At 69.9% G+C, this 25,150-nt stretch carries 20 protein-coding genes, 1 pseudogene and 1 riboswitch; of the genes and pseudogenes, 10 read left to right on the top strand and 11 right to left on the bottom strand.

The window, feature by feature from the left end; genetic code table 11:
* The 7 genes from AC0IWM_RS17135 to AC0IWM_RS17105 form a co-directional block, all read right to left on the bottom strand.
* Nucleotides 1-1,707 (bottom strand): response regulator, encoded by a 1,707-nt coding sequence (locus AC0IWM_RS17135; protein ID WP_471756974.1) that lies wholly within the window; start codon nt 1,705-1,707, stop codon nt 1-3.
* Nucleotides 1,704-2,747 (bottom strand): chemotaxis-specific protein-glutamate methyltransferase CheB, encoded by a 1,044-nt coding sequence (cheB, locus tag AC0IWM_RS17130; protein ID WP_471757118.1) that lies wholly within the window; start codon nt 2,745-2,747, stop codon nt 1,704-1,706. Before cheB ends, AC0IWM_RS17135 begins: the two co-directional genes overlap by 4 nt.
* A gap of 53 nt (nt 2,748-2,800) precedes the next feature.
* The gene (locus AC0IWM_RS17125) at nt 2,801-5,011 is read right to left on the bottom strand and encodes a hybrid sensor histidine kinase/response regulator (RefSeq protein WP_471756972.1); all 2,211 of its coding nucleotides are present in this window, start codon (nt 5,009-5,011) and stop codon (nt 2,801-2,803) included.
* Between the two features lie 120 nt (nt 5,012-5,131).
* On the bottom strand, nt 5,132-6,802 hold the full coding sequence (locus AC0IWM_RS17120) for a methyl-accepting chemotaxis protein (protein WP_471756970.1): 1,671 nt from the start codon (nt 6,800-6,802) through the stop codon (nt 5,132-5,134).
* A gap of 108 nt (nt 6,803-6,910) precedes the next feature.
* Nucleotides 6,911-7,459: a chemotaxis protein CheW gene (locus AC0IWM_RS17115; RefSeq protein WP_471756968.1), complete on the bottom strand. Its 549-nt coding sequence runs from the start codon at nt 7,457-7,459 to the stop codon at nt 6,911-6,913.
* Nucleotides 7,456-8,907, bottom strand: coding sequence for a CheR family methyltransferase (locus tag AC0IWM_RS17110; protein ID WP_471756966.1), 1,452 nt, complete (start codon nt 8,905-8,907; stop codon nt 7,456-7,458). Before AC0IWM_RS17110 ends, AC0IWM_RS17115 begins: the two co-directional genes overlap by 4 nt.
* Before the next feature lie 28 nt (nt 8,908-8,935).
* On the bottom strand, nt 8,936-9,406 hold the full coding sequence (locus AC0IWM_RS17105) for a chemotaxis protein CheW (RefSeq protein ID WP_471757116.1): 471 nt from the start codon (nt 9,404-9,406) through the stop codon (nt 8,936-8,938).
* A 226-nt stretch (nt 9,407-9,632) separates the two neighbouring features.
* Between AC0IWM_RS17105 and AC0IWM_RS17100 the strand changes: the two genes are divergently transcribed.
* The 7 genes from AC0IWM_RS17100 to AC0IWM_RS17070 all read left to right on the top strand — a co-directional run bounded on the left by AC0IWM_RS17100 (nt 9,633) and on the right by AC0IWM_RS17070 (nt 16,384).
* Nucleotides 9,633-9,902 carry a PepSY domain-containing protein gene (locus tag AC0IWM_RS17100; protein ID WP_471756964.1) on the top strand — a complete coding sequence of 90 codons (270 nt, stop codon included), beginning with the start codon at nt 9,633-9,635 and terminating at the stop codon, nt 9,900-9,902.
* Between the two features lie 326 nt (nt 9,903-10,228).
* On the top strand, nt 10,229-12,004 hold the full coding sequence (locus AC0IWM_RS17095) for an acetolactate synthase 3 large subunit (protein ID WP_471756962.1): 1,776 nt from the start codon (nt 10,229-10,231) through the stop codon (nt 12,002-12,004).
* 118 nt (nt 12,005-12,122) lie between these two features.
* Complete coding sequence (gene ilvN / locus AC0IWM_RS17090) at nt 12,123-12,665, top strand: acetolactate synthase small subunit (protein ID WP_056183565.1); 543 nt, start codon at nt 12,123-12,125, stop codon at nt 12,663-12,665.
* A gap of 306 nt (nt 12,666-12,971) precedes the next feature.
* Nucleotides 12,972-13,610, top strand: a complete 639-nt coding sequence (locus tag AC0IWM_RS17085; RefSeq protein ID WP_471756960.1) for a glutathione S-transferase family protein — start codon at nt 12,972-12,974, stop codon at nt 13,608-13,610.
* 84 nt (nt 13,611-13,694) lie between these two features.
* Entirely contained in the window at nt 13,695-14,342 is a 648-nt protein-coding gene (locus tag AC0IWM_RS17080) for a TetR/AcrR family transcriptional regulator (RefSeq protein ID WP_471756958.1), read from the top strand.
* A 26-nt stretch (nt 14,343-14,368) separates the two neighbouring features.
* The gene (gene ilvC / locus AC0IWM_RS17075) at nt 14,369-15,388 is read left to right on the top strand and encodes a ketol-acid reductoisomerase (RefSeq protein WP_056469640.1); all 1,020 of its coding nucleotides are present in this window, start codon (nt 14,369-14,371) and stop codon (nt 15,386-15,388) included.
* Between the two features lie 342 nt (nt 15,389-15,730).
* A complete protein-coding gene (locus tag AC0IWM_RS17070; protein ID WP_471756956.1) occupies nt 15,731-16,384 on the top strand; it encodes a pyridoxamine 5'-phosphate oxidase family protein in 654 nt (217 codons plus the stop codon).
* Between the two features lie 46 nt (nt 16,385-16,430).
* Here the strand turns inward: AC0IWM_RS17070 and trpS are convergent, their stop codons facing one another.
* Nucleotides 16,431-17,498, bottom strand: a complete 1,068-nt coding sequence (gene trpS, locus AC0IWM_RS17065; protein ID WP_056469647.1) for a tryptophan--tRNA ligase — start codon at nt 17,496-17,498, stop codon at nt 16,431-16,433.
* A gap of 149 nt (nt 17,499-17,647) precedes the next feature.
* Nucleotides 17,648-18,439: an endonuclease III domain-containing protein gene (locus AC0IWM_RS17060; RefSeq protein WP_471756954.1), complete on the bottom strand. Its 792-nt coding sequence runs from the start codon at nt 18,437-18,439 to the stop codon at nt 17,648-17,650.
* A 147-nt stretch (nt 18,440-18,586) separates the two neighbouring features.
* Nucleotides 18,587-18,701: riboswitch (glycine riboswitch) on the top strand.
* 154 nt (nt 18,702-18,855) lie between these two features.
* Here AC0IWM_RS17060 and gcvT point away from each other — a divergent pair.
* The 3 genes from gcvT (at nt 18,856) to gcvP (ending at nt 23,407) form a co-directional block, all read left to right on the top strand.
* Nucleotides 18,856-19,986, top strand: a complete 1,131-nt coding sequence (gene gcvT / locus AC0IWM_RS17055) for a glycine cleavage system aminomethyltransferase GcvT (protein ID WP_471756952.1) — start codon at nt 18,856-18,858, stop codon at nt 19,984-19,986.
* Between the two features lie 48 nt (nt 19,987-20,034).
* Nucleotides 20,035-20,397, top strand: coding sequence for a glycine cleavage system protein GcvH (gene gcvH, locus AC0IWM_RS17050; RefSeq protein WP_471756950.1), 363 nt, complete (start codon nt 20,035-20,037; stop codon nt 20,395-20,397).
* Between the two features lie 163 nt (nt 20,398-20,560).
* Nucleotides 20,561-23,407: an aminomethyl-transferring glycine dehydrogenase gene (gene gcvP, locus AC0IWM_RS17045; protein ID WP_471756948.1), complete on the top strand. Its 2,847-nt coding sequence runs from the start codon at nt 20,561-20,563 to the stop codon at nt 23,405-23,407.
* A gap of 451 nt (nt 23,408-23,858) precedes the next feature.
* Here gcvP and AC0IWM_RS17040 read toward each other — a convergent pair whose 3' ends face one another.
* Both AC0IWM_RS17040 and AC0IWM_RS17035 read right to left on the bottom strand, forming a co-directional pair.
* Nucleotides 23,859-24,371: a helix-turn-helix domain-containing protein gene (locus AC0IWM_RS17040; RefSeq protein ID WP_471756946.1), complete on the bottom strand. Its 513-nt coding sequence runs from the start codon at nt 24,369-24,371 to the stop codon at nt 23,859-23,861.
* Nucleotides 24,372-24,639: 268 nt separating this feature from the next.
* Nucleotides 24,640-25,071, bottom strand: a pseudogene (locus tag AC0IWM_RS17035) (IS5 family transposase); the annotation flags it as partial.
* Nucleotides 25,072-25,150 lie beyond the last annotated feature (79 nt).

The following is a 25,150-nucleotide window of genomic DNA, read 5'->3' as shown; positions in this document are numbered from 1 at the left end:
TCAACCCGTCTGCCGTGGAATGCCGATCACGAAACAGGCCCCACCTCCGGGAGCGGCCTCGACGCTGAGCGTGCCGCTATGCGCCTGGACGACACTGTAGGCAATCGCGAGGCCGAGGCCTGTCCCCGAGCCGACGGGCTTGGTGGTGAAGAACGGCTCGAAGATCTTCTCGCGCAGCGCTTCGGGAATGCCCGGACCGGTGTCGCTGATGCGGATGACGTCGGTGTCGGGAAGGCTGCGCGTCTCGATGGCGATGGTTCCGGCCTCGGGCATCGCGTCCGCGGCATTGCCGAGGATGTTCATGACGACCTGGTTCAGGAGGGCGGGCGTGCAGTGGATCTCCGGCCGGCCGCCGAACTCCCGCACCACCGCGATCCGGTCGCCGAGCTTGTGCTGGATCAGGGCGAGGACGGTCTCGATCGCCTCCGGCACGTGCACCAGGGTGCGCTCGCCCTCGTCGAGGCGGGAGAACTTGCGCAGGTTGAGGACGAGGTCCTGGATGCGGGTGAGGCCCATCCGCATGGCCCCGACGCGGTCGCCGCATTTCTTGAGCCGGCGCGGGCTGTCGGGCGAATCAGGTGCGGCGGCGACCTCGCCGAGAATGCGCTCCACGGTGCCCTGATGGGCGAGGATGAAGGCCAGAGGATTGTTGATCTCGTGGGCAATGCCCGCCACGAGCTCGCCGAGGGAGGCCATCTTGGCTGCCTGGACGAGCTTGGCCTGAGCGTCGGTGAGCTTGCGATTGGCGGTGGCGAGGTCCGCATTGGCCTGCTCGAGGGCGCCGGCCAGGGCAGCGCGAGCCTCCGCCGCCTCGGCCTCCGCCCGGGCGCGCTCCAGGGCGCGCTCGCGGGCACCGAATTCCCCGGCAATCCGGCGGTTGTCCTCCTCCAGGAGCTTGCGGCGCACGAGGCTGCGCACCCGCATCACCAGGATCTCGCCGTCGGCTTTCGACACGACGTCGTCGGCCCCCGCCGCGAAGGCTTCCACGAGGAAATCCTTGGCCGGATTGGAACCGGCGATCCCGACCACCTGGAAGGTCGGGGCACCGGCCTCGCGGCCCGCGAGCCCGGCATTGCGGTGGTCGCTGATCGCCCGGCACAGAGCGAGGCCGTCATAGGTCGTGGCGAGGAGGTCGATCGTCACGCAGTCGTAGGCGGCGCCCTCCGCCGCGAGGGCCGCGAGGGCCGCGTCGTGGCTGTCGGCCGTGGTGACCTCCTGGCCCTCGTGGGCGAGGAGGCTGGCCAGAAAGGTCCGGTAGGTGGCGCTCGCATCGACCACGAGGACGCGGCCGCGGCGGAAGGCGGAGACACCCGGCCCGTCGCTGCCGCCCATGCGCTCGCGCAGCAGGGCGCGGATGCGCAGCACGAGGAGGTCCCGATCGGCGGACTTCGCCACGTAGGCGTCGGCGCCGCTCTCCAGGCCCTGGCGCTCGCCATCGCGCGCGCCGGTGAGCATCAGCAGGGGCAAGGCGCGGGTGCGCAGGGAGAGCCGGAGCTGGCGGGCGAACTCGTCGCCGTTCATGCCGGGGAGATGGTGATCCGCCACCACGAGATCGGGCAGGCGGGTGTTGAGGTGGTCGAGGGCCGCCTCGGCGGTGGCGCAACGCTCCACCGCGTAGCCCTTGGACTCGAGCAGGAGCCGCAATTCGAGGGCCTGAGTCTCGGAATCCTCGACGAGGAGGAGGCGTGGCGGAGCGGCCTCGGTCACGGCGCGGCCTCCGCGACGCGGGCGAGATGGGCGGCGATCCGGTCCAGGGGCAGGACGGTTCCGGCGGCCGAGAGGCGGATGGCGGCGGCCGGCATCCCGAACACCACCGCGGTGGTCTCGTCCTCGGCCACGGTGTGGCCTCCGGCGCGACGCATGTCGAGGAGGCCGAGGGCGCCGTCCTCGCCCATCCCGGTGAGGAGGACACCGATGCCGCGGGCGCCGGCATGCCGGGCGACGGAGCGGAACAGGGCGGTGGCGGCCGGACGCTGGCCGCCGACGGGAGCGGCGTCGCTGATCCGCAGGTGACCGCCGCCGCCGAGTTCCAGGTGCCGGTCCCCCGGAGCCACGTAGACACGGCCGGGCTCGGCGCGCTCGCCCTCGCGGGCGAGGGCGACCGGCAACCCGACGACTCCATTCAGCCAAGTGGCGAAGCCCTCCATGAAGGCGGGACCCATGTGCTGGACGACGAGGACCGGAAGCTGAAAGTTCGCGGGCAGCGCCCCGATCACCCGGGCGAGGGCGGGAGGCCCGCCGGTCGAGGCCGCGATGGCGAGCACGCTGGCGGATTCCGGTACCTTCAGGGCCGCGGCCACCGGCGGCGGGGTAGCGACGCGACCGGCCCATTCCGAACCGATCGGACGGCGCCGGATCACCGGCACGGCGGCCATGATGCGCAGCTGCGTGCAGATCTCGCTGGCGGCGGCATCGTAGCCGGCATGGGTGGTGGCCACCGGCTTCTCGACCACCGACAGGGCGCCGGCCCGCAGGGCGTTCATGGAAATCCGCAGGGAGGAATCCTCGATCGAATCGGCGATGACCACGATGGGCGTCGGTCGCTCGGCCATGATCCGCCGGGTCGTCTCCAGACCGTCGATGCCGGGCAGGCGGATATCCATCGAGACGACGTCCGGCCGGACCTGCCCGATCGTCGCCAGGGCCTCCTCACCGGAGGCCACGGCCGCGACGACCTCCAGGCGCGGATCCCGGCCGACGATGTGGATGAGGAGCTGGCGCACCACCAGGGAATCCTCGACCAGCATCACCCGCACGCGCGCGGGCACCCCCGGCGTCGTTTCGTCCCGCCCGTGTCCGCTCACAGCAATTGTCCGATGGTGTCGAGGAGCTTGCGCTGGTCGAAGGTCTGCTTCGTCAGGTAGGCGTCCGCCCCGAGGTCGAGGCCGCGGGCCACGTCCTCCGCATCGCCGCGGGACGTCATCAGGACGATCGGCAGGCGCGCGAAGGCCTCATCGGCGCGCAGGGCCTTGAGCAGGCCGAATCCGTCGAGACGCGGCATCTCCACGTCGGCGACGACGAGATCCACGGGCTCGATGCCCGCGCGCAGACGGTCGAGCGCGTCCTGGCCGTCCACGCAGACGACGACGCGGTACCCTGCCGCTTCCAAGATACCCTTCTCCAAGGTTCGCGTGGTGATGGAATCGTCTACGACAAGGATCGTCGAACGTGGCGCCCGCGCGATCGTTCCGCGGTTGCCCGTGGGTTGCGGCGCCGCAGCCGCGCCGGCCTCGCCCGCGCGTGCGACCAGCCCCTCGGCGTCGAGGACGAGGGCGGGCCGGTCCCCGGGCAGGATCACCGTTCCGGTGATCAGGCGGGGATCGATCCCGATCGGCGGGGCCGGCAGCACCCGCAGCGTCGTCACGTCGGACAGTCCATCCACGGCGAGCACGCATCGGCGCCCGTTGCCGCGGAGCAGGATCGCCGAACGGCCGGCCTCGCCCCCTTCCGCCGGGGCCGGAAAGCCGAGGAGGCTCGCCAGATCGAGGACCGGGAGGCTGACGGCGCCGCCGTCGATCTCCACCTGCGCCACCGTGCGGCCCATCACCTGCGCGAGACTGCCACGATCCAGACGCAGCAGGCGCTCGGCCGAGGCGCTCGGGATCGCGTAGGTGATCCCGCCGGCACGGACGAGGAGCATCGCCCGGCGGGCGGCCGAGAGCGGCAGCGCCATCACGAGCTCGGTTCCGAAGGGGCTGCGCGGGCCGAGCCGGACCGTGCCGCCGAGCCGACGCGCGGCGTCGGCCACCACCGAGAGGCCGATGCCGCGACCCGAGAGGGTGTCGACGGCGGAGGCGGTGGAGAAGCCGGGCTCGAATACCAGGGCGAGGAGCGCCTCCGGTTCCGGATCGGCATCGGCGCTGAGCAGGCCGCGGCGGCGGGCGGTCTCGGCGATGGCGGCGAGGTCCGGCCCGCGGCCGTCATCGTGCACGCGGACGACGAGGCGTCCCCCCTGGACCTCGACGTCGAGGCCGATGGCCAGGGCATCCGGCTTGCCGAGGCGCCGGCGCGTCTCGGGCGTCTCGGCCCCGTGGCTGAGCGCGTTGCGAAGAGCGTGCAGGACGGGGTCCTTGAGGGTCTGGAGCATCCCCCGGTCGACGGGGAGATCGAGGCCGCGCGCGGTCACCTCGATGGTCCGGTCCGCCTCACGGGCATGGTCGCGCAGGGACCGCGCGAAACCGCCAAAGGCAGTCTCGGCCGGGACCAGGGCCAGGCGCTCGGCCTCGCCGGCGACCCGGCTCATGGCGCCGTCCACGGAGGAGGCGAGGGCGCCACGAACCCGAGCCAGATCGGCGGCGTCGCGCGCCAGGGCGAGGAGCCCGGTCTCCAGGGCCCGTACGTCGACCTCGGTTTCCGAACCTCGGGCGGCGCGCCGACGCTCGGTGAGGCGGGCGAGGTCCGCGGCACGGCGGCCGAGGCGGGCGATGCCCTCGGCGAGCACCGCCTCGCCGCCGAGGGCTCTGGCGAGTTCGTGCGTCGCCCGCGTCAGCGCCTCGACCGCGTCGGCCGGGACCCGCAAGAGAGTCTGCGCGGCCTCGCCAGGGGCCTCGGCCTGAACGGGCCTCGGTGCCGGAGGAGGGGGCAGGACACCGGGGGCAGGCGGGGCAGGGGGCGACGGCTCCGGCACCGCGATGGCCTGCGGGTCGAGGGCACGGTCGAGGGCCGCGAGGGCGTCGTCCGGCATGTCAGGACCGGCGCCGTCCGTCAGCCCGGCCACGTAGGCCTCGACCCGGTCGAGGGCGAGGTGGACGGCGGCGGTGTCCGTGCGCGACAGGCCGCCCTCCTGTGCCACCACGCGCTCGAACAGGGTCTCCAGGCGATGGGCAACGGCTTCCACCGCCGGAAGATCGACGGCCCGGGACGCGCCTTTCAGGCTGTGCGCCCGCCGGAAGACGTCGTTCCAATCGGGTACGTGCTCGCTGCCCTCGCCCCCCAGGGCGGCGCGGATCGCATCGATGTGCTCGCGGTGCTCGACCTCGAACGCCGCGAGAAGAAGCTGGCGAATGTCCATCGGTCGCCTAAGGCCGTCCCAGGGTTGCGGCGGGTTCCGAACCGACGGAACCCGCGCGAAGCCATTCGTGAACCATGCGCTCCCAGGTCCTTCCGGCGCTCTGGAAACCCGAAAACCGTGTCAGTGCCGGTAGCGCTCGGCCAGCGCCATCAGGGCCTGGGCGAGTTCGGTGAGATTGGCGGAGGCCGCCTCGACCTCGCGGGTGCCGGCAGCAGTCTGCTGGCTCGCCTGGCGGATGTTCTGCAGGGCGCCCATCACCTGCTCGATGCCGAGCTGCTGCTGGTTCGTCGAGGCGACGATCTGCTGGAACGTCTGCACGCTCTCCTCGACCCGGGCGGTGATCTCCTCGATCGTCCGCTGCGTGGTGTCGGAGCGGGCCTTGCCGGCGGCGGCACGCTTGACCGCCTCCTCGGTGAGCATGACCGAGGTGTTGATGCCCCTCTGGATCTCGCCGAGGATCGTGCGGACCTGCCCGGTGGCCGCCTTCGCCTGATCGGCCAGGAGCTTCATCTCGGAGGCCACCACCGCGAAGCTGCGCCCGCTCTCGCCGGCCGCCGCCGCCTCGATGGCGGCGTTCAGCGCCAGGAGGTGGGTGCGTTCCGAGATGTCGTTGACCGTGGTGATGATGTCGCCGATCGCCTGGGTCTTCTCGGAGAGCGCGACGATGTTTCCGGCCACCGCCTCGGCCTGCTCGCGGATCGAGTCCATGGCGCGGGCCGTGTCGGCCACCGCGCGCAGGCCGGCCCTGGAGGTCTGGGCGGTCGATTGCGCGGTGGCGATGACCTCGCCGGCGCGTTTGCCGATCTGGGCGCCCGAATGGGTGATCTCGTCGACCGTGGCGGCCGTTTCCTGCACCGCTGCGAACTGTTCCTCGACGCTGGCCGCCTGCTCCTGGGCGGAGGCGCGGATCTCGGCCGCCGCTGCGTTGAGATCCGAGGTGGCGGCCCGGTTGGTCCGGGCGAGATCGGCGAGGCCCGCCACCATGCGGTTGAGGGTGCGCCCGAGCCGTCCGATCTCGTCCTTGCCGCGGGCGTCGAGGGTGCCCGAGAGGTCGCCCTCGCCGACCCGCTCGGCGAAGGCCATCACCGCCTCCAGGGGCCGCACCACGGCGCGGCTGATCAGCAGGGTGATGAGGATGCTGAGAACGATGCAGGCGGCCAGCGTCAGCAGGATGGAGAGACGGCTGCGCTCGTAGAGATCGGCGACGCTGCGCTGCCCGGCGGCGATGCCCTCGTCGAGGGCGTTGCGGGTGCGCTCGATGTCGTTGAGGAACATCTCCTGGCTGCGGTTGAGCGCCTCGTTGCGCGCCTCGACCCCATCGACATCCTTGGCGACGACGGCGGCGAGCTGCGCCTCGCTCGCGCTGCGCAGCTCGCGCAGCTCGGCCATGGCTTCGATGGCGACGCCGTTGATCTTGCGCCAGGCGAGGGCGCGTTCCTCGGATGCGGAGCGGGCCCGATAGCCCTCCGTGGCGCGGACGAGCTCGGCCAGGATCGCGTCGGCCTCCGTAGCGGTCCGTCGCCACGAGGCTGAGCCGTCATCCCGCTCCGGGCCGCCCCGGGCCCGCATCAGCAGCGCGATGATCGCGTTGCGGCGCTGGAGGCCCATGTCGCGGGCCTTGTTGGCGAGGTCGTCGAGCTGGCGCCCCACCAGGAGGTCACGGGTGACGATGGCATCGGTGGTGTCGCGCACCACGCCGATCTGCCCGAGGGCATAGAAGCCGAGCGCCACGATGACGACGGTGATGGCGACGAAGCCGAGGAGGATGCGTTTTCCGATCGAGATCGACACGTGGGGCTCCAGGCTCCGGAAAATCGACCGAGGCCGTGGCAGGCGGCGCCCCGGGGTCTCGGCATCACGAGAAGTCTCACCGCCGGAGCGGCAACGGGGCAGGGTCGGTCACGGCAGGTAGCGGCGCAGCAGGTGCGCCACATCGACGATGACGAAGCCGGGTTCCCCATCCGGTCCGGCGCCGGGCGGGGCATAGCCCGAAACCGCCTCCGTGCTCAAACCGGCCTCGCCGAAGGCCGGGGCCGCCGCCGCCTCGGCGATCTCGGCGACCCCGAGGACGCGGTCGACCGCGAGCGCCACCGGAACGGCGCCCCCGCGCAGCAGGACCACGTGGCCCTCGCCGCTCGCCGCCTGGGTGCCGCGTCCGAGGGCGCGCCCCAGGGCGATCAGGCTGACGACGCGGCCGGAGATGGCGATGACGCCGAGGATTGCCGGCGGCGCCCCGGGTAGGGGAGTCACGGGCCGCGCCGGCAGCACCTGCGCGACCTGGGTAAGGGCGAGGGCGAAACGGTCGTCGCCGCAGGCACAGACGAGGACGGCGCGGGTCGGCGTCCCAGCCTCGGCCGTCGCGCGTCGGCGCCGGGCGAGCAGGCGGGAGCGCTCGGCGCGCAGGGCCTGCAAGCGGGCGGCGGGGGCTTCGGTCCGGGTCTGCGTCACGGCCCTTCTCCTGTCATGCCGGCACGGGCAAGGGCAGCGCTACGCGCGAGCTCGTGCGGACCGAGCCCATCGCCCTCGGCCACCACCGCATCCGGGGCCAGGGATTGGGCCAGACGGATGGCGTTGTCGAGGGCCCGCACCGCGTCCGAGCGCCGGCCGAGGCCGATCATCAGCAGACCGAGCTGGTAATGCGCCATCACGAAGGCGCGGTCGAGGTAGAGCGCGCCGCGCCAGGCCCGCTCGGCCTCCGCCTCCCGTCCGAGGCTGTGAGCGAGGAGGCCCTCGTAGTAGTGCAGGACAGGATCGGTCGGTGCCGCCTGGATCGCCCCCCGTACCGCCCGCCAAGCCTCCGCGGTCTCGCCGGCATCGGCCAGCATCCGGATCCGCTCCAGATCGCCCGGCGGCTCGTCGGCCTCCGGCTCGATCGGCACCAGGCCCCCGGACAGTCCGACCTCTGCCGGAGGCAGCACCGCGACGGCGGGCGCGCAGGCGGGACCGGGGGACGGCACGGGGTCGGGCATCGGCGCCGGCACCCAGGGCGCCGGCGGGACGACGGTCGGGACCGCGCCGCGCGGGCGATAGGCGACGGTCCCGGGCAGGTTCACGGGCTCCAGCATCGCAGCGATGGCGGGATTCGGTTCCGCATGGCCGATGAGGAGCCAGCCCTCGCGGGTCAGGCGTCGGCCAAGGCCACGGACGATGCCGAGGACGATTTCGGCCTCGAAGTAGATGAGCACGTTGCGGCAGAGGATTAGGTCGAATTCGGCCATGGGCGGGGCGGCGCGGACATTGAGGAGGTCCATCAGGTTGCGTCGCTCGAAGCGCACCATCCGGCGAAATTCCGGACGCAGGGCGTAGGTGCCGTCGCGGCCCGGCCCCGCGACGGCCGGACCCGGCACGAAGTAGCGCAGGCGCTCGCCGGGGGGCAGGGTGCGCAGGGCCCAGCGGCCGTAGATTCCCGCCCGCGCGGTCTCGAGGGCGGCGGTGCTGATGTCGGTGCCGAGGATCGAGACCCGCCACTCGGGCAGGGCAGCCCCGAGGAGCTCGTGCAGCAGGATGGCGATCGAGTAGGGCTCGGCTCCCGTAGAGCAGCCGGCGCTCCAGACCCGGAGGGTGCGCTCGGCCGCACGGGCAGCGAGCAGCGCGGGCAGGATGGTGGTGCGCAGGGCCGCGAACTGCTCCGCGTAGCGGAAGAAGAACGTCTCGCCGATGGTGATCTCGGCCTCGAGCGCCGCCCATTCCGGACCGCCGGTGAGGCGGTCGTCGAGGCAGGCGGCATACGCCGTCGCATCCGCGACCCCGAGTGCGCGGAAGCGCTTGCGCAGGCGGTCGAACAGCAGGTCGTCCTTGTCGGCATAATAGTGATGGCCGGTGCGCGCGATGATCCGGGCCTTGAGGGCGGGGAAGCCCGGATCGACCTCCGGGCCGGAGCGCGGCGGACGCGTCATGGGCGCGGCATGCCGGGTCGCGACCGGGTCAGGCGGCCGTCAGCGCGGAGAGGCGCTCGGCCGCCGCATCGGCCAGGGCCGACAGGCGCGCCTGCTCCTCCGCCGTCAGGAGGCGGGACATACCGAGCACGTGGACCAGCCCGTCCGCGCGCGCGATCTCGGCGACCACGCAGCCGTTGAGCGTGCGCTCCGCCACGATCGGGCGGAGCGCCGCGTCCTCGACCGTGATCAGGTCCTCGACGCGGTCGACCAGGAAACCGGTGCCCCGCGGCGCATCGAGGAGGATGTGCCGGTAGGCGTCCTCCGCAGCGCCGCGCGCAGCGTCGGTGCGCAGACCGAGGAGCCGGGCGAGGTCGACCACAGGCACGGGAGTGCCGCCGAGATTGAGGAAGCCCGCCAAGGGCCCGCCCCCAGCCGGCGGCAGGTGCAGATCCGGGAGCGGCAGCACCTCGCTCACCGACGTCCGCGCGAGTGCGCAGGGGACGCCCGCCACGTCCAGGAGAAGGAAAGCGCTGGTCTCGGACAGGGGCGAATATCCTCGTGGGCGGGACGGAACCGGACGCGATCCGAGCGCGGACCTCGGCCTTGATAGGACGGCGATGCGCGAGGGGGCAAACACGAATCCGTGGTCTCGCCCCGGACTCCGCACTCGCGATGCCGGTCGATCGCCCCTAGACTCTTCCGCGCCGGCGCTCGCCGCAACGTCCCGTCCCAGGAGCCTTCGCATGTCCCGACCCGCCCATGCCGTCCGTGCCGCTATCCTGACCGTCCTCCTGGCAGGTCCCGGGGTGGCGGCGGCCGATACGCCCGGCGCGGATTGGCTGACCCCGGCTCAGACGAAGCAGGCCCTGACGAGTGCCGGCTACAGCGAGATCACCAAGCTCGAAGCCGATGACGGGCACTGGGACGGCGAGGGGATCAAGGACGGGCGGCGCATGCGGTTCGATGCGGACCCGAAGACCGGCGCCATCCTGGGCGAAGTTCCGGTCGAGTAGGTCGGCCTCCGTCCGCCGCCCGTTAGCCCGGACCGCGCGACGCCGGAACCGGCAAGATCGTGCGTCCCGGCGTTGACCGGTGTCTTGGCCTCCGGTATGACACCCCACACGATTTTTCGATTCGCTCTCTCGGGCGGACGAACGAGGCGGACGAAGACGCGATGCGTGCCATCCTTATCGTAACGGAAGCGCCACCGACGGGGCGGACCTGACAACAGGGTCCGCGATCCGAATGGTGGCGCATGCAGGGTCCCTCGGGACCCTTTTTTATTGCCGCGACGCGCCGGACGACACGAGCAGCACAGACAGTTTCAAGGAGCAGGACGATGGGCGGCGAGGTCATGACCGGGGCCGAAATGGTCATCCGGGCGTTTCAGGATCAGGGGGTCGACACGCTGTTCGGGTATCCCGGCGGCGCGGTGCTGCCGATCTACGACGCGCTCTTCCACCAGGAGACCCTGAAGCACATCCTCGTGCGCCACGAGCAGGGCGCCGTCCACGCGGCGGAGGGCTATGCCCGCTCGTCCGGCAAGGTCGGCTGCGTGCTCGTCACCTCGGGTCCGGGCGCTACCAACATCATCACGGGTCTCACCGACGCGCTGCTCGACTCGATCCCGCTGGTCTGCATCACCGGCCAGGTTCCGACGCACCTGATCGGCACGGACGCCTTCCAGGAATGCGACACGGTCGGCATCACGCGCCACTGCACGAAGCACAACTACCTGGTCAAATCGATCGACGACCTGCCGCGCATCCTGCACGAGGCGTTCTACGTCGCCGCCAACGGCCGGCCCGGCCCGGTCGTCATCGACCTGCCGAAGGACATCCAGTTCGCGTCCGGCGTCTACGAGCGCCCGACCCAGAACGGCCACAAGACCTACAAGCCGGCCTTCAAGGGCGATGCAGGCCAGATCCAAGCTGCCATCGAGCTGATGGCGTCGGCCCGCCGACCGATCCTCTACACCGGCGGCGGCGTCATCAATGCCGGCCCACACGCCTCGGCCCTCCTGCGCCGGCTCGCCGCCGAAACGGGCTTTCCCGTCACCTCGACCCTGATGGGTCTCGGCGCCTTCCCGGCGTCCGACGACCAGTTCCTCGGCATGCTCGGCATGCACGGGACCTACGAGGCCAACCTGGCGATGCATGATTGCGACGTCATGGTCTGCATCGGCGCCCGCTTCGACGACCGCATCACCGGCCGCCTCGACGCCTTCGCGCCGTTCTCGAAGAAGATCCATGTCGATATCGATGCCTCGTCGATCAACAAGGTCGTCAAGGTCGATGTCGGGATCGTCGGCGATTGCGGCTCGGTGCTGGAGGACATGCTCGCCGCCTGGAAGGCGCTGCCGCGCCAGCCGGACAAGGCCCGCCTCGAGGATTGGTGGACGAAGATCCGCACCTGGAAGGCGCGCGACTGCCTCGCCTACTGGCCGTCGGGCACGATCATCAAGCCGCAATACGCCGTGCAGCGCCTCTACGAGGCCTGCAAGGATCGGGAGACCTACGTCACCACCGAGGTCGGCCAGCACCAGATGTGGGCGGCGCAGTACTTCAAGTTCGACGAGCCGAACCGCTGGATGACCTCGGGCGGCCTCGGCACCATGGGCTATGGCCTGCCGGCGGCCATCGGTACCCAGCTCGCCCACCCGGACGGCCTCGTCATCGACATCGCCGGCGAGGCCTCGATCCTGATGAACATGCAGGAGCTGTCCACGGCCGTGCAGTACCGCCTGCCGGTCAAGATCTTCATCCTGAACAACGAGTACATGGGCATGGTGCGCCAGTGGCAGGAGCTCCTGCACGGCTCGCGCTACTCGCAGAGCTACTCTGAGAGCCTGCCGGACTTCGTCAAGCTGGCCGAGGCCTACGGCGCCAAGGGCATCCGCTGCGAGAAGCCGGGCGACCTCGACGCGGCGATCGCGGAGATGCTCGACTATGACGGCCCGGTCGTCTTCGATTGCGTCGTCGACAAGAAGGAGAACTGCTTCCCGATGATCCCGTCGGGCAAGGCGCATAACGAGATGCTGCTGTCCGACTACCTCGGCGAGACCGGGGTCGAGCTCGGCGACGTCATCTCAGCAGAGGGCAAGATGCTGGTCTGAGCCTCCGGATGCATCCTGACGCACTCGGACCGGGCGCCGCCGCGCCCGGTCCCATCCGATCGGCCCGGCCGGGCCGCACACGACACGCCATCGCAAGACGCTAGATCCGGGGCACGCCATGAACGCCATGAACACGCACTATCCCGATGCCGGCCGGGTCGAGCCGATCAACCGGCACACCCTGGCGGTCATCGTCGACAACGAGCCCGGCGTGCTGGCCCGGATCTCGGGCATGTTCTCGGGCCGGGGCTACAACATCGAGAGCCTGACGGTGTCGGAGACCGAGGTGGCGCGCCACCTCTCCCGCATCACCATCGTCACCGCCGGCACCGACGCGGTGATCCAGCAGATCAAGGCGCAGCTCGACCGGCTGGTGCCCGTGCACCGGGTCGTCGACCTCACCCTCCAGGGCAAGGCCCTCGAGCGCGAGCTCTGCCTGGTCAAGGTGGCGGGCACCGGCGAGCACCGCACCGAATCGCTGACCCTCGCGGCCGCCTTCGGCGCCAAGACCCTGGACGCGACGCTGAACTCCTTCGTGTTCGAGGTCACAGGCACCACCGAGGAGATCGACCGCTTCATCGGCCTGATGACGGTGATCGGCCTCGTGGAGATCTCCCGCACCGGCATCGCCGCGATGGGGCGCGGCGCCGAGCCGATGTAGCTTCGGCGCACCTGCGCGTGATGCACCGCCCTCCTGGTGGAGGATCGCGCGTCGGAGGCGAGGCTGACGCGATCCGCGTACGATTTTGTTCTTCGGATTCTCGGCGGGCCCGGAGCGCAGTGCGGCTTCAGGATCGGGCAATCCATCGAAGTCGAGTGCCTCGGAATCAGGAGCGATCCATCGCCTTGCAGGAGCGCACGCTGCGCATCCTGGATCATGGGCCGGACGAGATGCTCGCGAACGTCCAGCACAGGCCCGCTACCCTGCTTGGCCTCGACGCCGATTGAAGCGACCTGGAAGGACCTCATGACCACGCTCTACTACGCCCCCGGCGCCTGCTCGCTCGCCTCCCACATCGCCCTGGAGGAGACGGGCGCGCCCTACGAGACCGTGCGGCTCGACCTTGCCAGGGGCGACCAGAGGGCGCCTGCATACCTCGCCGTCAACGAGCGCGGTCGCGTGCCGGCGCTGGTGGAGGGAGAGTGGGTCCTCACCGAGAACACCGCGATCTTGCGCCACATCGCCCGCACGCATCCCGGGGCCGGCCTCTGGCCGGAGGCGCCGCGCGACCAGGCCCGGGTGGACGAATGGCTCGGCTGGCTCTCCACCGGCCACCACATCGCCTACGCGCATATCCGCCGGGCCGAGCGCTACACGGGTGACGAGTCCGCTTTCCCGGGCATCCAGGCCAAGGGGGTGGAGACCTGCGGCGACCTGTTCACGATGACGGAGGTCAAGCTCTGCAACGGCGGCTGGGCCGTCGGCGAAGCCTACAGCGTCGCCGATCCTTACCTGCTGCTGTTCTGGATCTGGGGCCGCGGCCCGGCGCTGGGCTTCGACATGGCCGAGCGCTTTCCCGTCTGGACGGCGCATGCCCGTGCCATGGCCGCGCGAACCGCCGTCCAGGCGGTCTTCGCCCGCGAAGGCCTCAAACTGCCCGTTTGAGATTGGGCGAGGCCCCTTGCCCGGGCGGCCGAATCGGCTTAGGGAGCCGCGTACCGTACGGTACGGTACTGGCAGCCTCAAAGCATGACCCCGAGTTCGGCTCTCCCTGACGAGAGGGTGCACGACGCGCCATCGGTCCGCCAGCAGGCGGTGCTCGATGCCGTGCTCGCCCTCCTCGTCGAGGAAGGCGACCAACTCACCATGGATGCGGTGGCGCGCCGCGCGAGCTGCTCGAAGGAGACCCTCTACAAGTGGTTCGGGGACCGGGACGGTCTCCTCACCGCCACGGTGCGCTGGCAGGCCTCGCGGGTCCATGCGGGGCACGACGCCGGGAGCGCCCTCGACGCGGCCACCCTGCGCGACCGCCTGCTCGATTTCGCGGTGACCTGGCTCGACGTCATCGCGGGCCGCACCTCGGTGGTGCTCAACCGCATCGCCATCGCGCATGCCGGCTCGCGCAAGAGCAACCTCGGTGGCATCGTGCTGGCGAACGGGCGGCTCGCCATTGGTGGGCGGGTCAAGCCCGTGCTCGAGGCGGGACGCGCGGCCGGGTTCCTGACCTTCGAGGACAGCGAGACGGCCTTCCGGACCTTCCTGGGTCTGGTCGGGCGCGACATCCAGATCAGACTTCTTCTCGGCGACGCCCTCGACCTCGACGCCGCCGAGATCCGACGCGACGCGGCCCGCGCCGTCGATCAGTTCCTGGCCCTCTACGGCCAGGCCCGACCCTGACACCCCACGAGAAGAGGAACCAACCCATGCGGGTCTATTACGATCGCGACGCCGACCTCAACCTGATCAAGGGCAAGAAGGTCGTCATCGTCGGCTACGGCAGCCAGGGTCATGCCCACGCGCTGAATCTGCGCGACTCGGGCGTCAAGGGCATCGTCATCGCGCTCCGCGAGGGCTCGGCCACCGCCAAGAAGGCGGAGCACGAGGGCTTCACGGTGATGAACGTCGCCGACGCCGCCAAGCAGGCGGACGTCGTCATGATGCTCACCCCCGACGAACTCCAGGGCGACATCTACAAGGAGTCGCTGGAGCCGAACATGAAGCAGGGCGCCGCCCTCCTGTTCGCCCACGGCCTCAACGTGCACTTCAACCTCATCGAGCCCCGCAAGGACCTCGACGTGCTCATGGTCGCCCCGAAGGGTCCCGGCCACACCGTGCGTGGCGAGTACCTCAAGGGCGGCGGCGTGCCGACCCTGATCGCCATTGCCCAGGACGCCTCGGGCAACGCCCACGACCTCGGCCTGTCCTACGCTTCGGCCAATGGCGGCGGCCGCGCCGGCATCATCGAGACCACCTTCAAGGAAGAGTGCGAGACGGACCTCTTCGGCGAGCAGGCCGTGCTCTGCGGCGGACTCGTCGAGCTGATCAAGGCCGGCTTCGAGACCCTGGTCGAGGCGGGCTACGCCCCCGAGATGGCCTATTTCGAGTGCCTGCACGAGGTGAAGCTCATCGTCGACCTCATCTACGAGGGCGGCATCGCCAACATGAACTACTCGATCTCGAACACCGCCGAGTACGGCGAGTACGTCACCGGCCCGCGCATCGTCACGCCGGAGACCAAGGCCGAGATGAAGCGCGTCCTCAACGACATCCAGTCGGGCATCTTCACCCGCAACTGGATGCTGGAGAACAAGGTCGGCCAGACCTCGTTCAAGGCCACCCGCGCCAAGCTCGCCGCCCACCCGATCGAGGAAGTCGGCGCCAAGCTGCGCGGCATGATGCCGTGGATCTCCGAGAAGGCCCTCGTCGACAAGTCCAAGAACTGATCTTTTCCAAGACCTGATCTTTTCCAAGACCTGGTTCTTCGAAGGCGCGGCCGGGCTTGGCTCGGCCGCGCGTCTTGGATGAAGCCGGCGCCGCGCAATCGGCGCCGGCTTTTTCACGGCTGTGCGAACCGTCTCCCCTCGGCGTGGGCGGACACCTTGCCGAGCGGGGCGAGGGAAGCATCGTCTCCGGTCGGGGATTCCCCAGCCGACTTCCTTTGCGGACCCCATTCTCCCGCGGAGGGGCTGAAGGATCCGCGCCGCTGTTGTGCTCAGGCAGGTTTCCCGCGATCATCCCGCCCAACGGTCGCCCAGACGAGAGCAGCCGAAACGCGGAGGACCCCCATGGCATCGCTCTACTACGACGCGCATCGCGCGCTGCAGGAAGAGTTCAAGACCGTCAAGCTCGCCGAGCGCCTGGATACGGGCTGGGTGCAGGACGGGATCGGCGAGACCGAAGCCGCCTTCATCGGCAGCCGGGACATGTTCTTCCTCTCGACCGTCGACCCCGACGGCATGCCCACCGTCTCCTACAAGGGCGGAAGCCCGGGATTCGTGAAGGTGATCGACGGTAACACGCTGGTGTTCCCCGGCTTCGACGGCAACGGCATGTGGTATTCGATGGGCAACATCGAGGGCCAGTCCAAGGTCGGCCTGCTGTTCATCGACTTCGAGACCCCGCACCGGGTCCGCGTCCAGGGCCATGCCCGGATGCTGCGCGACGATCCCCTGATGGCCGAGTACACGGAAGCCAAGTACCTCGTTCGCGTCGAGGTCACGAAGGCCTGGGTCAACTGCCCGCGCTACATCCACAAGTACCAGAAAGTGGCGCAGAACCGATACGTCCCGACTCCCGAGAAGGAGACGCCGCTCGCCCTCTGGAAGCGTCTCGACATGGTCGCGGACGTCATCCCCGAGGAGGACAAGGCCCGCGTGGCGAAGGAAGGCAAGATCGAGCTGCCCGAGTACGAGGCCCGGGTGGCGCGCGGCGAGAGCTGAAACAGCGAGCCCGCCCTCTCTTCGTCGGGGGAGAGGGCGGGCTACCTCAGACCATCCGCAGGCGCGGCCCGCGCCGGACGAAGCCGACGATGTCCTTGACGGCATCCAGGGTCGGGGCCGCGATGGCTTCGGCGCGCTCGGCGCCATCGGCGAGCACCGCGTCGATCTCGGCCGGGTCGGACACGAGGCGCTTCATCTCGGCGCCGAGCGGCGCCAGGGTCTCGACGGCGAGTTCGACCAGCGCGCCCTTGAAGGCGGAGAACTGCGCGCCGCCGTAATCGCGCAGCACATCCTCTCGCGAGACGTCCTTCAGGGCCGCGAAGATGCCCACCAGATTGTCGGCCTCGGGGCGACCGGCGAGGCCGGCCACCTCGGAGGGGAGGGCGTCCGGGTCGGTCTTGGCTTTCCGCACCTTGGCGGCGATCGCATCGGCGTCGTCCGTGAGGTTGATGCGCGAATTGTCGGAGGCATCCGACTTCGACATCTTCTTGGTGCCGTCGCGCAGGCTCATGACCCGGGCGGCCGGACCGCCGATCAGCGGCTCGGTGACGGGGAAGAAGCCTTCCCCGGCATCGTGTCCATGCGCCGCGATGGAATCCGAAAAATCGTTGTTGAACTTCTGGGCGATGTCGCGGGTTAGTTCGAGGTGCTGCTTCTGGTCCTCGCCCACGGGCACGTGGGTGGCGCGGTAGGCCAGGATGTCGGCCGCCATCAGCACCGGATAGGCGTAGAGCCCGATCGAGGCGTTCTCCCGGTCCTTGCCGGCCTTGTCCTTGAACTGGGTCATGCGGTTGAGCCAGCCCAGCCGCGCCACGCAGTTGAAGATCCAGGCGAGTTCGGCGTGCTGGGGCACCTGGCTCTGGTTGAAGACGATCGATCGCTTCGGATCGATGCCGGCGGCGAGGAAGGCGGCGGTGACCTCGCGGATCTGGCCCTTCAGCGCGGCCGGGTCCTGCCACAGGGTGATCGCGTGCATGTCGACGACGCAGTACAGGCACTGCGCATCGCGTGCCTGCATCTCGACGAAGCGCTTGATGGCGCCGAGATAGTTGCCGAGATGCAGGTTCCCGGTCGGCTGTACGCCCGAGAACACCAGTTCCTTGAACGCGGTCATCGCGGCGGGGTCCTCGTGTGGATTGGGGTGAGGCGGCCGCCGGCAAGACCGGCAAGGCCGAGCGCCGGTTTCTGAACGCCGCGCCGGAACCGGTCAAGGCTGATCGGTCCAGGCGACCCGAACACGGCGTGCCGATCACGCCGACCCCGTCACGGCTCGCGGATCGCCCCGCCGGCGCCCATGCGGGCCTGTCCCTCGGGGCAGAGGTCGAGGAGGACGCAGCGCCCGCAGGCGGGATTGCGGTGGTGGCAGACCTTCTGCCCGTGCAGCATCAGCACTTCGTGGTTGTCGTAGAGGGCCTGCGCGCTCCAGTCGGCGGGCAGTTGCGCGCGCAGGATCGGGTGCGACGGTCCGACATCGACGCGGGGCCCGATGAGCCCGGTGCGCTGGGCCACCCGGTGGTGATGGCTGTCCACGGGCAGGGCCGGCATCCGCAGGACGCTGAAGGAGAGCACCGCCGCGCTGGTCTTCGGACCGACCCCGGGAATCGCCTCGAGCCAGGCCCGGGCCTCCTGCACCGCCATGTCCTCCAGGAAGTCGAGGGTGAGCGCGCCGTGACGGGCCTGCACGGCGGAGAGGATCGCCTGGAGCCGTGGCGCCTTCAGCTCGGGCCAGGTCACCCCGGCGATCGTCGCCTCGATCTCGGAGACGGGCGCGGCCAGCATCCGCGCCCAGTCGGGGTAGCGCGTCCTCAGAGCCTTGAAGGCCCGGCCGGATTCGGCGTTGCGGGTCCGATGGGAGAGGAGCGAGGAAACGAGCTCGCTCAACGGGTCGAGGCTATGGAAGTACGGGATCGGGCAGCCGTAGACCGGACAGAGGCGCGCGTGGATCGCCAGCGCCTTGTCGGTCAGGGCCGGGTCGACCGCAGCCGTTGCGGGCTTTGCGGAGCGGGTCCGGCGGGGGCGGGGGCCGGCGAGGTCGTGCCCTGATGCGATCGGCATGCTGGAGGAATCCAGCCCGAGTCTTCGTGGTTCCCGACGGCCATGCCGGACCATGCCGGTGCTGACGGATCTGGCAAAGCGTAACGTGCCAGCCGGGCTGAGCGCCTTGCATGATGCAGTGCAATGTGAAACCCTGAACGGGTCATCAAAGACGATACGGGAGAGCCCAGGTCGAGCGTTTCACACTCAGAAGCCTTGAACCATGGCGCCGACGGAGCAACCACCCCCGGAAACTCTCAGGCACAATCACCGTACCGTTGGACAATCTGGAGAGAGGCGCCTGACGGCGTCCACCGAAGGAGAAATCCCGAACCGCATTCGCGGTTGGGGAGAAGCTCTCAGGTAACCGCGACAGATGGGGGCAGCCGGAAACGCTCATTCGAGCTTCCGGAGGCTTTGTGTCGTGGAGAGATCCGATGTCCCCTGATGTGGCCCGCACCCCCCTGCATGCCCTGCACCTCCGCCATGGCGGCCGGATGGTTCCGTTCGCGGGCTATGCCATGCCGGTGCAGTACCCGGCCGGCCTGCTCAAGGAGCACCTGCACACGCGGGCGCAGGCCGGCCTGTTCGACGTCTCGCATATGGGCCAGATCCGGCTCACCCCGCGCTCGGGCGACCTCGACGATGCCGCGCGCGCCCTGGAGACCCTGCTTCCCATCGACGTGCTCGGCCTGAAGCCGGGCCGACAGCGCTACGGACTCCTGCTCGACGGCTCGGGCGGCATCCGCGACGATCTCATGGTCGCCCATTGCGGCGACAGCCTGTTCCTCGTGGTCAACGCCGCCAACAAGGCGGCCGACGAGGCCTACCTCCGAGCGCACCTGTCGGACATCTGCGAAGTGACCGTGCTGGCCCGTGCCCTCGTCGCCCTGCAGGGGCCGGGTGCGGAGGGGGTCCTCGCCCGCCTGGCACCGGAGGTGGCCGAGATGCGTTTCATGGACGTGCGGATGCTCGGCCTCCTCGGCACATCCGCCATCGTCACCCGCTCCGGCTATACCGGCGAGGACGGCTTCGAGATCTCCGTACCCGAGGACAGGGCCGAGGCCCTGGCCGAAGCGCTGCTGTCCGATCCGGCCGTGCTGCCGATCGGGCTCGGCGCCCGCGACTCCCTGCGCCTCGAAGCGGGCCTGTGCCTGCACGGCAACGACATCGATCCCGGCACCGACCCTGTGGAGGCCGGCCTGTCCTGGGCCATTCCGAAGGTGCGCCGGCGCGGCGGCGCCCGGGCCGGCGGCTTTCCCGGCGCCGGGCGCATCCTCGACGCCCTGGAGGCCGGCCCGGCCCGCAGGCGCGTCGGCTTGGCCCCCGACGGACCGACGCCCGTGCGGGCGGGCGCGCCGCTCTTCGCCGACGAGACCGGCGCGGCGGTCGGCCAGGTGACCTCCGGCGGCTTCGGGCCGAGCCTGCAGGCGCCGATCGCCATGGGCTACCTGCCGGCCGCGCTCGCCGCCCCCGGCACCCGCGTCTTCGCCGAGGTGCGCGGCAAACGCCTCGCCGTCACGGTGGCGGGCCTGCCCTTCGTGCCGGCGGGCTTCAAGCGGACCTGATCCGGCCCGTTCCATCACCCCGACCTTGCCATCAACCAGGAGAGAGCGATGCGGAAGTTCACGGACGAGCACGAGTGGCTGGACTGCGCCGGCGACGTCGCCACGGTGGGCATCACCACCCATGCGGCCGAGCAGCTCGGCGACCTCGTCTTCATCGAGCTGCCGAAGGTCGGCGCCAAGCTGACAAAGGGCGAGGCCGCGGCCGTGGTCGAGTCGGTGAAGGCGGCCTCCGACGTCTACGCGCCGGTCTCCGGCGAGGTGACCGAGGTCAACGAGGCGGCGGTGGCCGACCCGTCCAGCGTCGGCGCCGACCCGCAGGGCGCCGGCTGGCTCTACCGCATCCGCCTCGACGATCCGGCCAGCATCGAGGGGCTGATGGACGAGGCCGCCTACGCCGAGTTCGCGAAGTAACGCGCGGACCCCAGACCCTCCCCCCACAGACCTCGGGCTTGCCCGAGATCCGATCTCGCGTGCGCAAGTCTCTCGCGTGCGCAAGTCGGGCAGGCCCGACTTGCGGTGGGGAGAGGGACGCGCACGAGGCGCATTTGAATTCATCCCTCCCGACGAGGCCCTCATGCCCCACGACCGCTACGACCCCTACGATTTCGCCAACCGCCGCCATATCGGCCCGACGACGCAGGAAATCGACGCGATGCTGGGCGTCGTGGGCGCCGAGAGCCTTCACACCCTGATGGACGAGACCCTACCGGCCGACATCCGCCAGGAGGAGCGCCTCGATTTCGGGGTCGCCATGACCGAGCGCCGGGTGATCGAGCACATGCGCGGCATCGCCGACAAGAACCGGCTCCTCGTCTCGCTGATCGGGCAGGGCTACCACGGCACCACCATGCCGCCGGTGATCCAGCGCAACATCTTCGAGAACCCGGCCTGGTACACCGCCTACTCGCCCTACCAGCCCGAGATCAGCCAGGGCCGCCTCGAGGCGCTCCTGAACTTCCAGACCCTGGTCTGCGACCTGACCGGCCTCGACATCGCCAATGCCTCGCTCCTCGACGAGGCCACCGCCGCCGCGGAGGCCATGGGCATGGCTCAGCGGATCTGTGCCAATGGAAAGACCACCTTCTTCGTCGATGCCGAGTGCCTGCCCCAGACCATCGCGGTGCTGCGCACCCGCGCCGCGCCGCTGGGCTGGACCATCGTGGTCGGCGATCCGACCAGAGACCTCGACCCCGCCCAGGTCTTCGGCGCGATCTTCCAGTATCCCGGCGTCTGCGGCGGCATCCGCGACCTGACCCGGCCCATCGCCGACCTGCACGCGGCCGGTGCGGTCGCGGTCGTGGCGGCCGACCCCCTGGCCCTGACGCTCCTGACCTCGCCGGGCGAGATGGGCGCCGACATCGCCGTGGGCTCGATGCAGCGCTACGGCGTGCCGATGGGCTATGGCGGCCCGCACGCGGCCTACATGGCCACCCGCGACGCGCACAAGCGCACCCTGCCGGGGCGCCTCGTCGGGGTCTCGGTGGATGCCCGCGGCAACCGGGCCTACCGCCTGGCGCTCCAGACCCGCGAGCAGCACATCCGCCGCGAGAAGGCGACGTCGAACATCTGCACCGCGCAGGTGCTGCTCGCCGTCATCGCCGGCATGTATGCGGTGTTCCACGGCCCGCGCGGGCTCAAGGCCATCGCCGCCCGGGTCCACCGCGACGCCGTGCGCCTCGCCGGCGGCCTGGAAGCCCTCGGGTTCACGGTGGAGCCAAAGCACTTCTTCGACACGATCACCGTGCGGGTCGGCGCCTTCCAGGGCCTGATCCTCGGACAGGCGGTGGCCAACGGCGTCAACCTGCGAAAGGTCGGCGCGGACCGCATCGGCATCACGGTGGACGAGCGCACCCGCCCCGACATCCTCCAGGCCGTCTGGCGCGCCTTCGGGGCCACGGACCCGGCCTATGACGAGGCTTGGCCCGAGACCCGCCTGCCCGCCGGGCTGGTGCGGACCTCGCCCTACCTGACGCACCCGATCTTCCACATGAACCGGGCCGAGAGCGAGATGACGCGCTACATGCGCCGCCTCGCCGACCGGGACCTGGCCCTCGACCGGGCGATGATCCCGCTCGGCTCCTGCACGATGAAGCTCAACGCCACCGCCGAGATGCTGCCGATCTCCTGGCCGGAATTCGCCGAGATCCACCCCTTCGTGCCGGTGGATCAGGCGCAAGGGTATCAGGCCCTCATCGGGGATCTGTCCGAGAAGCTCTGCGCCATCACCGGCTACGACGCGATCTCGATGCAGCCGAATTCCGGCGCGCAGGGGGAGTACGCGGGGCTGCTGGCCATCCGCGCCTACCACCTGTCGCGGGGCGACGCGCACCGGACCGTCTGCCTGATCCCGTCCTCGGCCCACGGCACCAACCCGGCCTCGGCGCAGATGTGCGGCATGAGCGTGGTGGTCGTCGGCGCGGATGCGCAGGGCAACGTCGATCTCGACGATTTCCGCCGGAAGGCCGAGCAGCATTCCGAAAAGCTCGCCGCCTGCATGATCACCTACCCGTCGACCCACGGGGTGTTCGAGGTCCAGGTCCGCGCGATCTGCGACATCGTCCACGGCCATGGCGGGCAGGTCTACCTCGACGGGGCCAACCTCAACGCCCTGGTGGGCCTCGCCCGACCCGGCGACATCGGCGCCGATGTCAGCCACCTCAACCTGCACAAGACCTTCTGCATCCCGCATGGCGGCGGCGGCCCCGGCATGGGTCCGATCGGCGTCAAGGCGCACTTGATCCCGTTCCTGCCCTCCGACCCACGCAACGGAGAGGAGGGCGCGGTCTCGGCCGCACCCTACGGCTCGGCCTCGATCCTGCCGATCTCCTGGAGCTACTGCCTGCTCATGGGCGGTCGCGGCCTGACCCAGGCGACCCGTATCGCCATCCTCAACGCCAACTACATCGCTTGCCGCCTGAAGGGCGCCTACCCGGTGCTGTATTCCGGCGCCAACGGCCGGGTGGCGCACGAGTGCATCGTCGACGTGCGGCCCTTCCAGAAGAGTGCCGGCGTCAGCGTCGACGACATCGCCAAGCGCCTGATCGATTGCGGCTTCCACCCGCCGACCATGTCCTGGCCGGTGGCCGGCACCCTGATGATCGAACCCACCGAATCCGAGACCAAGGGGGAGATCGACCGCTTCTGCGACGCCATGCTGGCGATCCGCGAGGAAATTCGCGCGATCGAGGAGGGGCGGATGGACAAGGCGAACAATCCCCTCAAGCACGCCCCCCACACGGTGCGCGATCTCGTCGGGACCTGGGAACGCCCCTATTCGCGCGAGGCGGCGTGCTTCCCCTCCGGAAGCCTGGGGATGGACAAGTACTGGCCCCCGATCAACCGGGTCGACAACGCCTATGGCGACCGCAACCTCGTCTGCGCCTGCCCGCCCGTGGAGTCCTACAATGAGGCGGCAGAGTAGCGCCCGTCCGTCGAACGCTCCCGTCCCACCCCGGGGCGGGAGCGCCGACCCGGCCTAGACACGGTCGGGCAGCGTGATGGTTACCATCTTCCCGGTCAGAGGATCAAAGATCGTCACTGTCATGACAGCCTCCGCTGAAACAGCCGAGCGCCGAACCTTTCGCTCGATTGTGGCTGGAACTTGACCTTAGGGTTATCCACAAGCATCGAGCCTGTTGATCACCGGGGAATACATTCCATCCCGCAGCGAAACCCGCCTCCCGACCACCGGCATCGAAGGTCGGGAAACACGCGGATGCGCGGACCACGCGACATCGCCTCCGGCGACCGCGATCGTCCGAGCCGGGGGTGCACCCGGCCCACGACGCCGCGGGGAAGCTAAGCCAAGCCAGGTCCGGTCGACTGGATCACCCGGTGCGGCGCGGAGACGTGGAGCCTTGCAGGTGCGGGAGTTAAGCGACGCCGGGGGTGGTCGGGACGACCTTGGCGACCGCGATGGTGCCGTCATCGAGGGTGAGAAAGCGGATGCCGCCCCGCCGGAACGTCTCGACCACGAGCCGATAGCTCCGCCGGGTCACGTCCTGCGGTTCCACTTCGACGCGCTTGATCGTCGAGATGGACAGACCGCTCTTCAGGGCCAGATCGGACATCGACCAGTTGAGCAACGCCCGTGCGGCCCGCAGGTGGTCGGCCGTCAGCCCGTCGGCCTCGGCGTCGGCCTCCGTCGGAATCACCTCCGTCGGCACCACATTCGGCCTGCCGAGCTTCTCGCAGAGCGTCGAGAACACGACCTGTCCGAGGCGCTTCTGGAGTTCGTCCTCGAGGCCGGCGGGAACGACGTCGACGGACGGCGTTCGGGTCCCGATCGGGCCCGCCGCGGTGTCCTTGGCACACGACTGCGGCGCGACGAGTTCGCGCCGATTCAGATTCTCGAGCCAAGCGAGGGTGGGTTCAGTATACGGCATCTGGCGACACGTGAGGCTTGACCATCGACGGAGAGCTCACAACGCACATCATAGGATAGGACAGCAGATACAACCGAGACAGCGACAGCACATCAATACGCCCCCCGCCCATACCTCTAAGTACTATCGCTACAGCCACCGGAGCGTCAACAGCATGGTACTTCGGCTATAGTATGACCAACCAAGATAAATGTCAAGTTTTCGCGATATCGATATGAAACTGCGTAATCCTGACAAACAAGATCGTGCCGTTAGGGTCTGGACTCGATCAGCACCAGAACACGATGACGGCGGCGAGCGCGACGGCTGAGGCGTAGTTGCGGGCAAGTTTGTCGTAGCGGGTTGCGATGCGACGAAAATCCCTCAGATGGCAGAAGGTGGCCTCGAAGCGCCAGCGCTCACGATAGCGGCGCCTGTCATGGCGGATCCTGCGTTTGCGTCCGCGCTTGCCGGGGATGATGGGCGTGATGCCGTTCTTCCGAAGGTCGGCGCGCAGCCACTCGGCGTCGTAGCCCTTGTCGGCGCTGAGGCGGCGGATGCGTCCGGGGGCTTCGGCCAGCACCTCCGGGGCAGTCTTCACGTCGCTGGCGTTGCCTGCGGTCAGCAGGAGGACGCCGGGGCGACCGAGCACATCGGTGAGGGCGTGGATCTTGGTGGTCTGGCCCCCGCGCGACGGGCCGATGCCTTGCGCCCGCGCCCCCCTTATGGATGGCCCGCCCCTCACTGGGCTTCACTGCTAGGTTTGCAGTGTGGCTCACACGAGGGATGGAGCGGACCGA

It is taken from the genome of Methylobacterium sp. AC433 (assembly GCF_979253015.1).
Note: the sequence above shows the minus strand (reverse complement) of the source record. Positions and strands in the feature narration are given on the sequence as shown.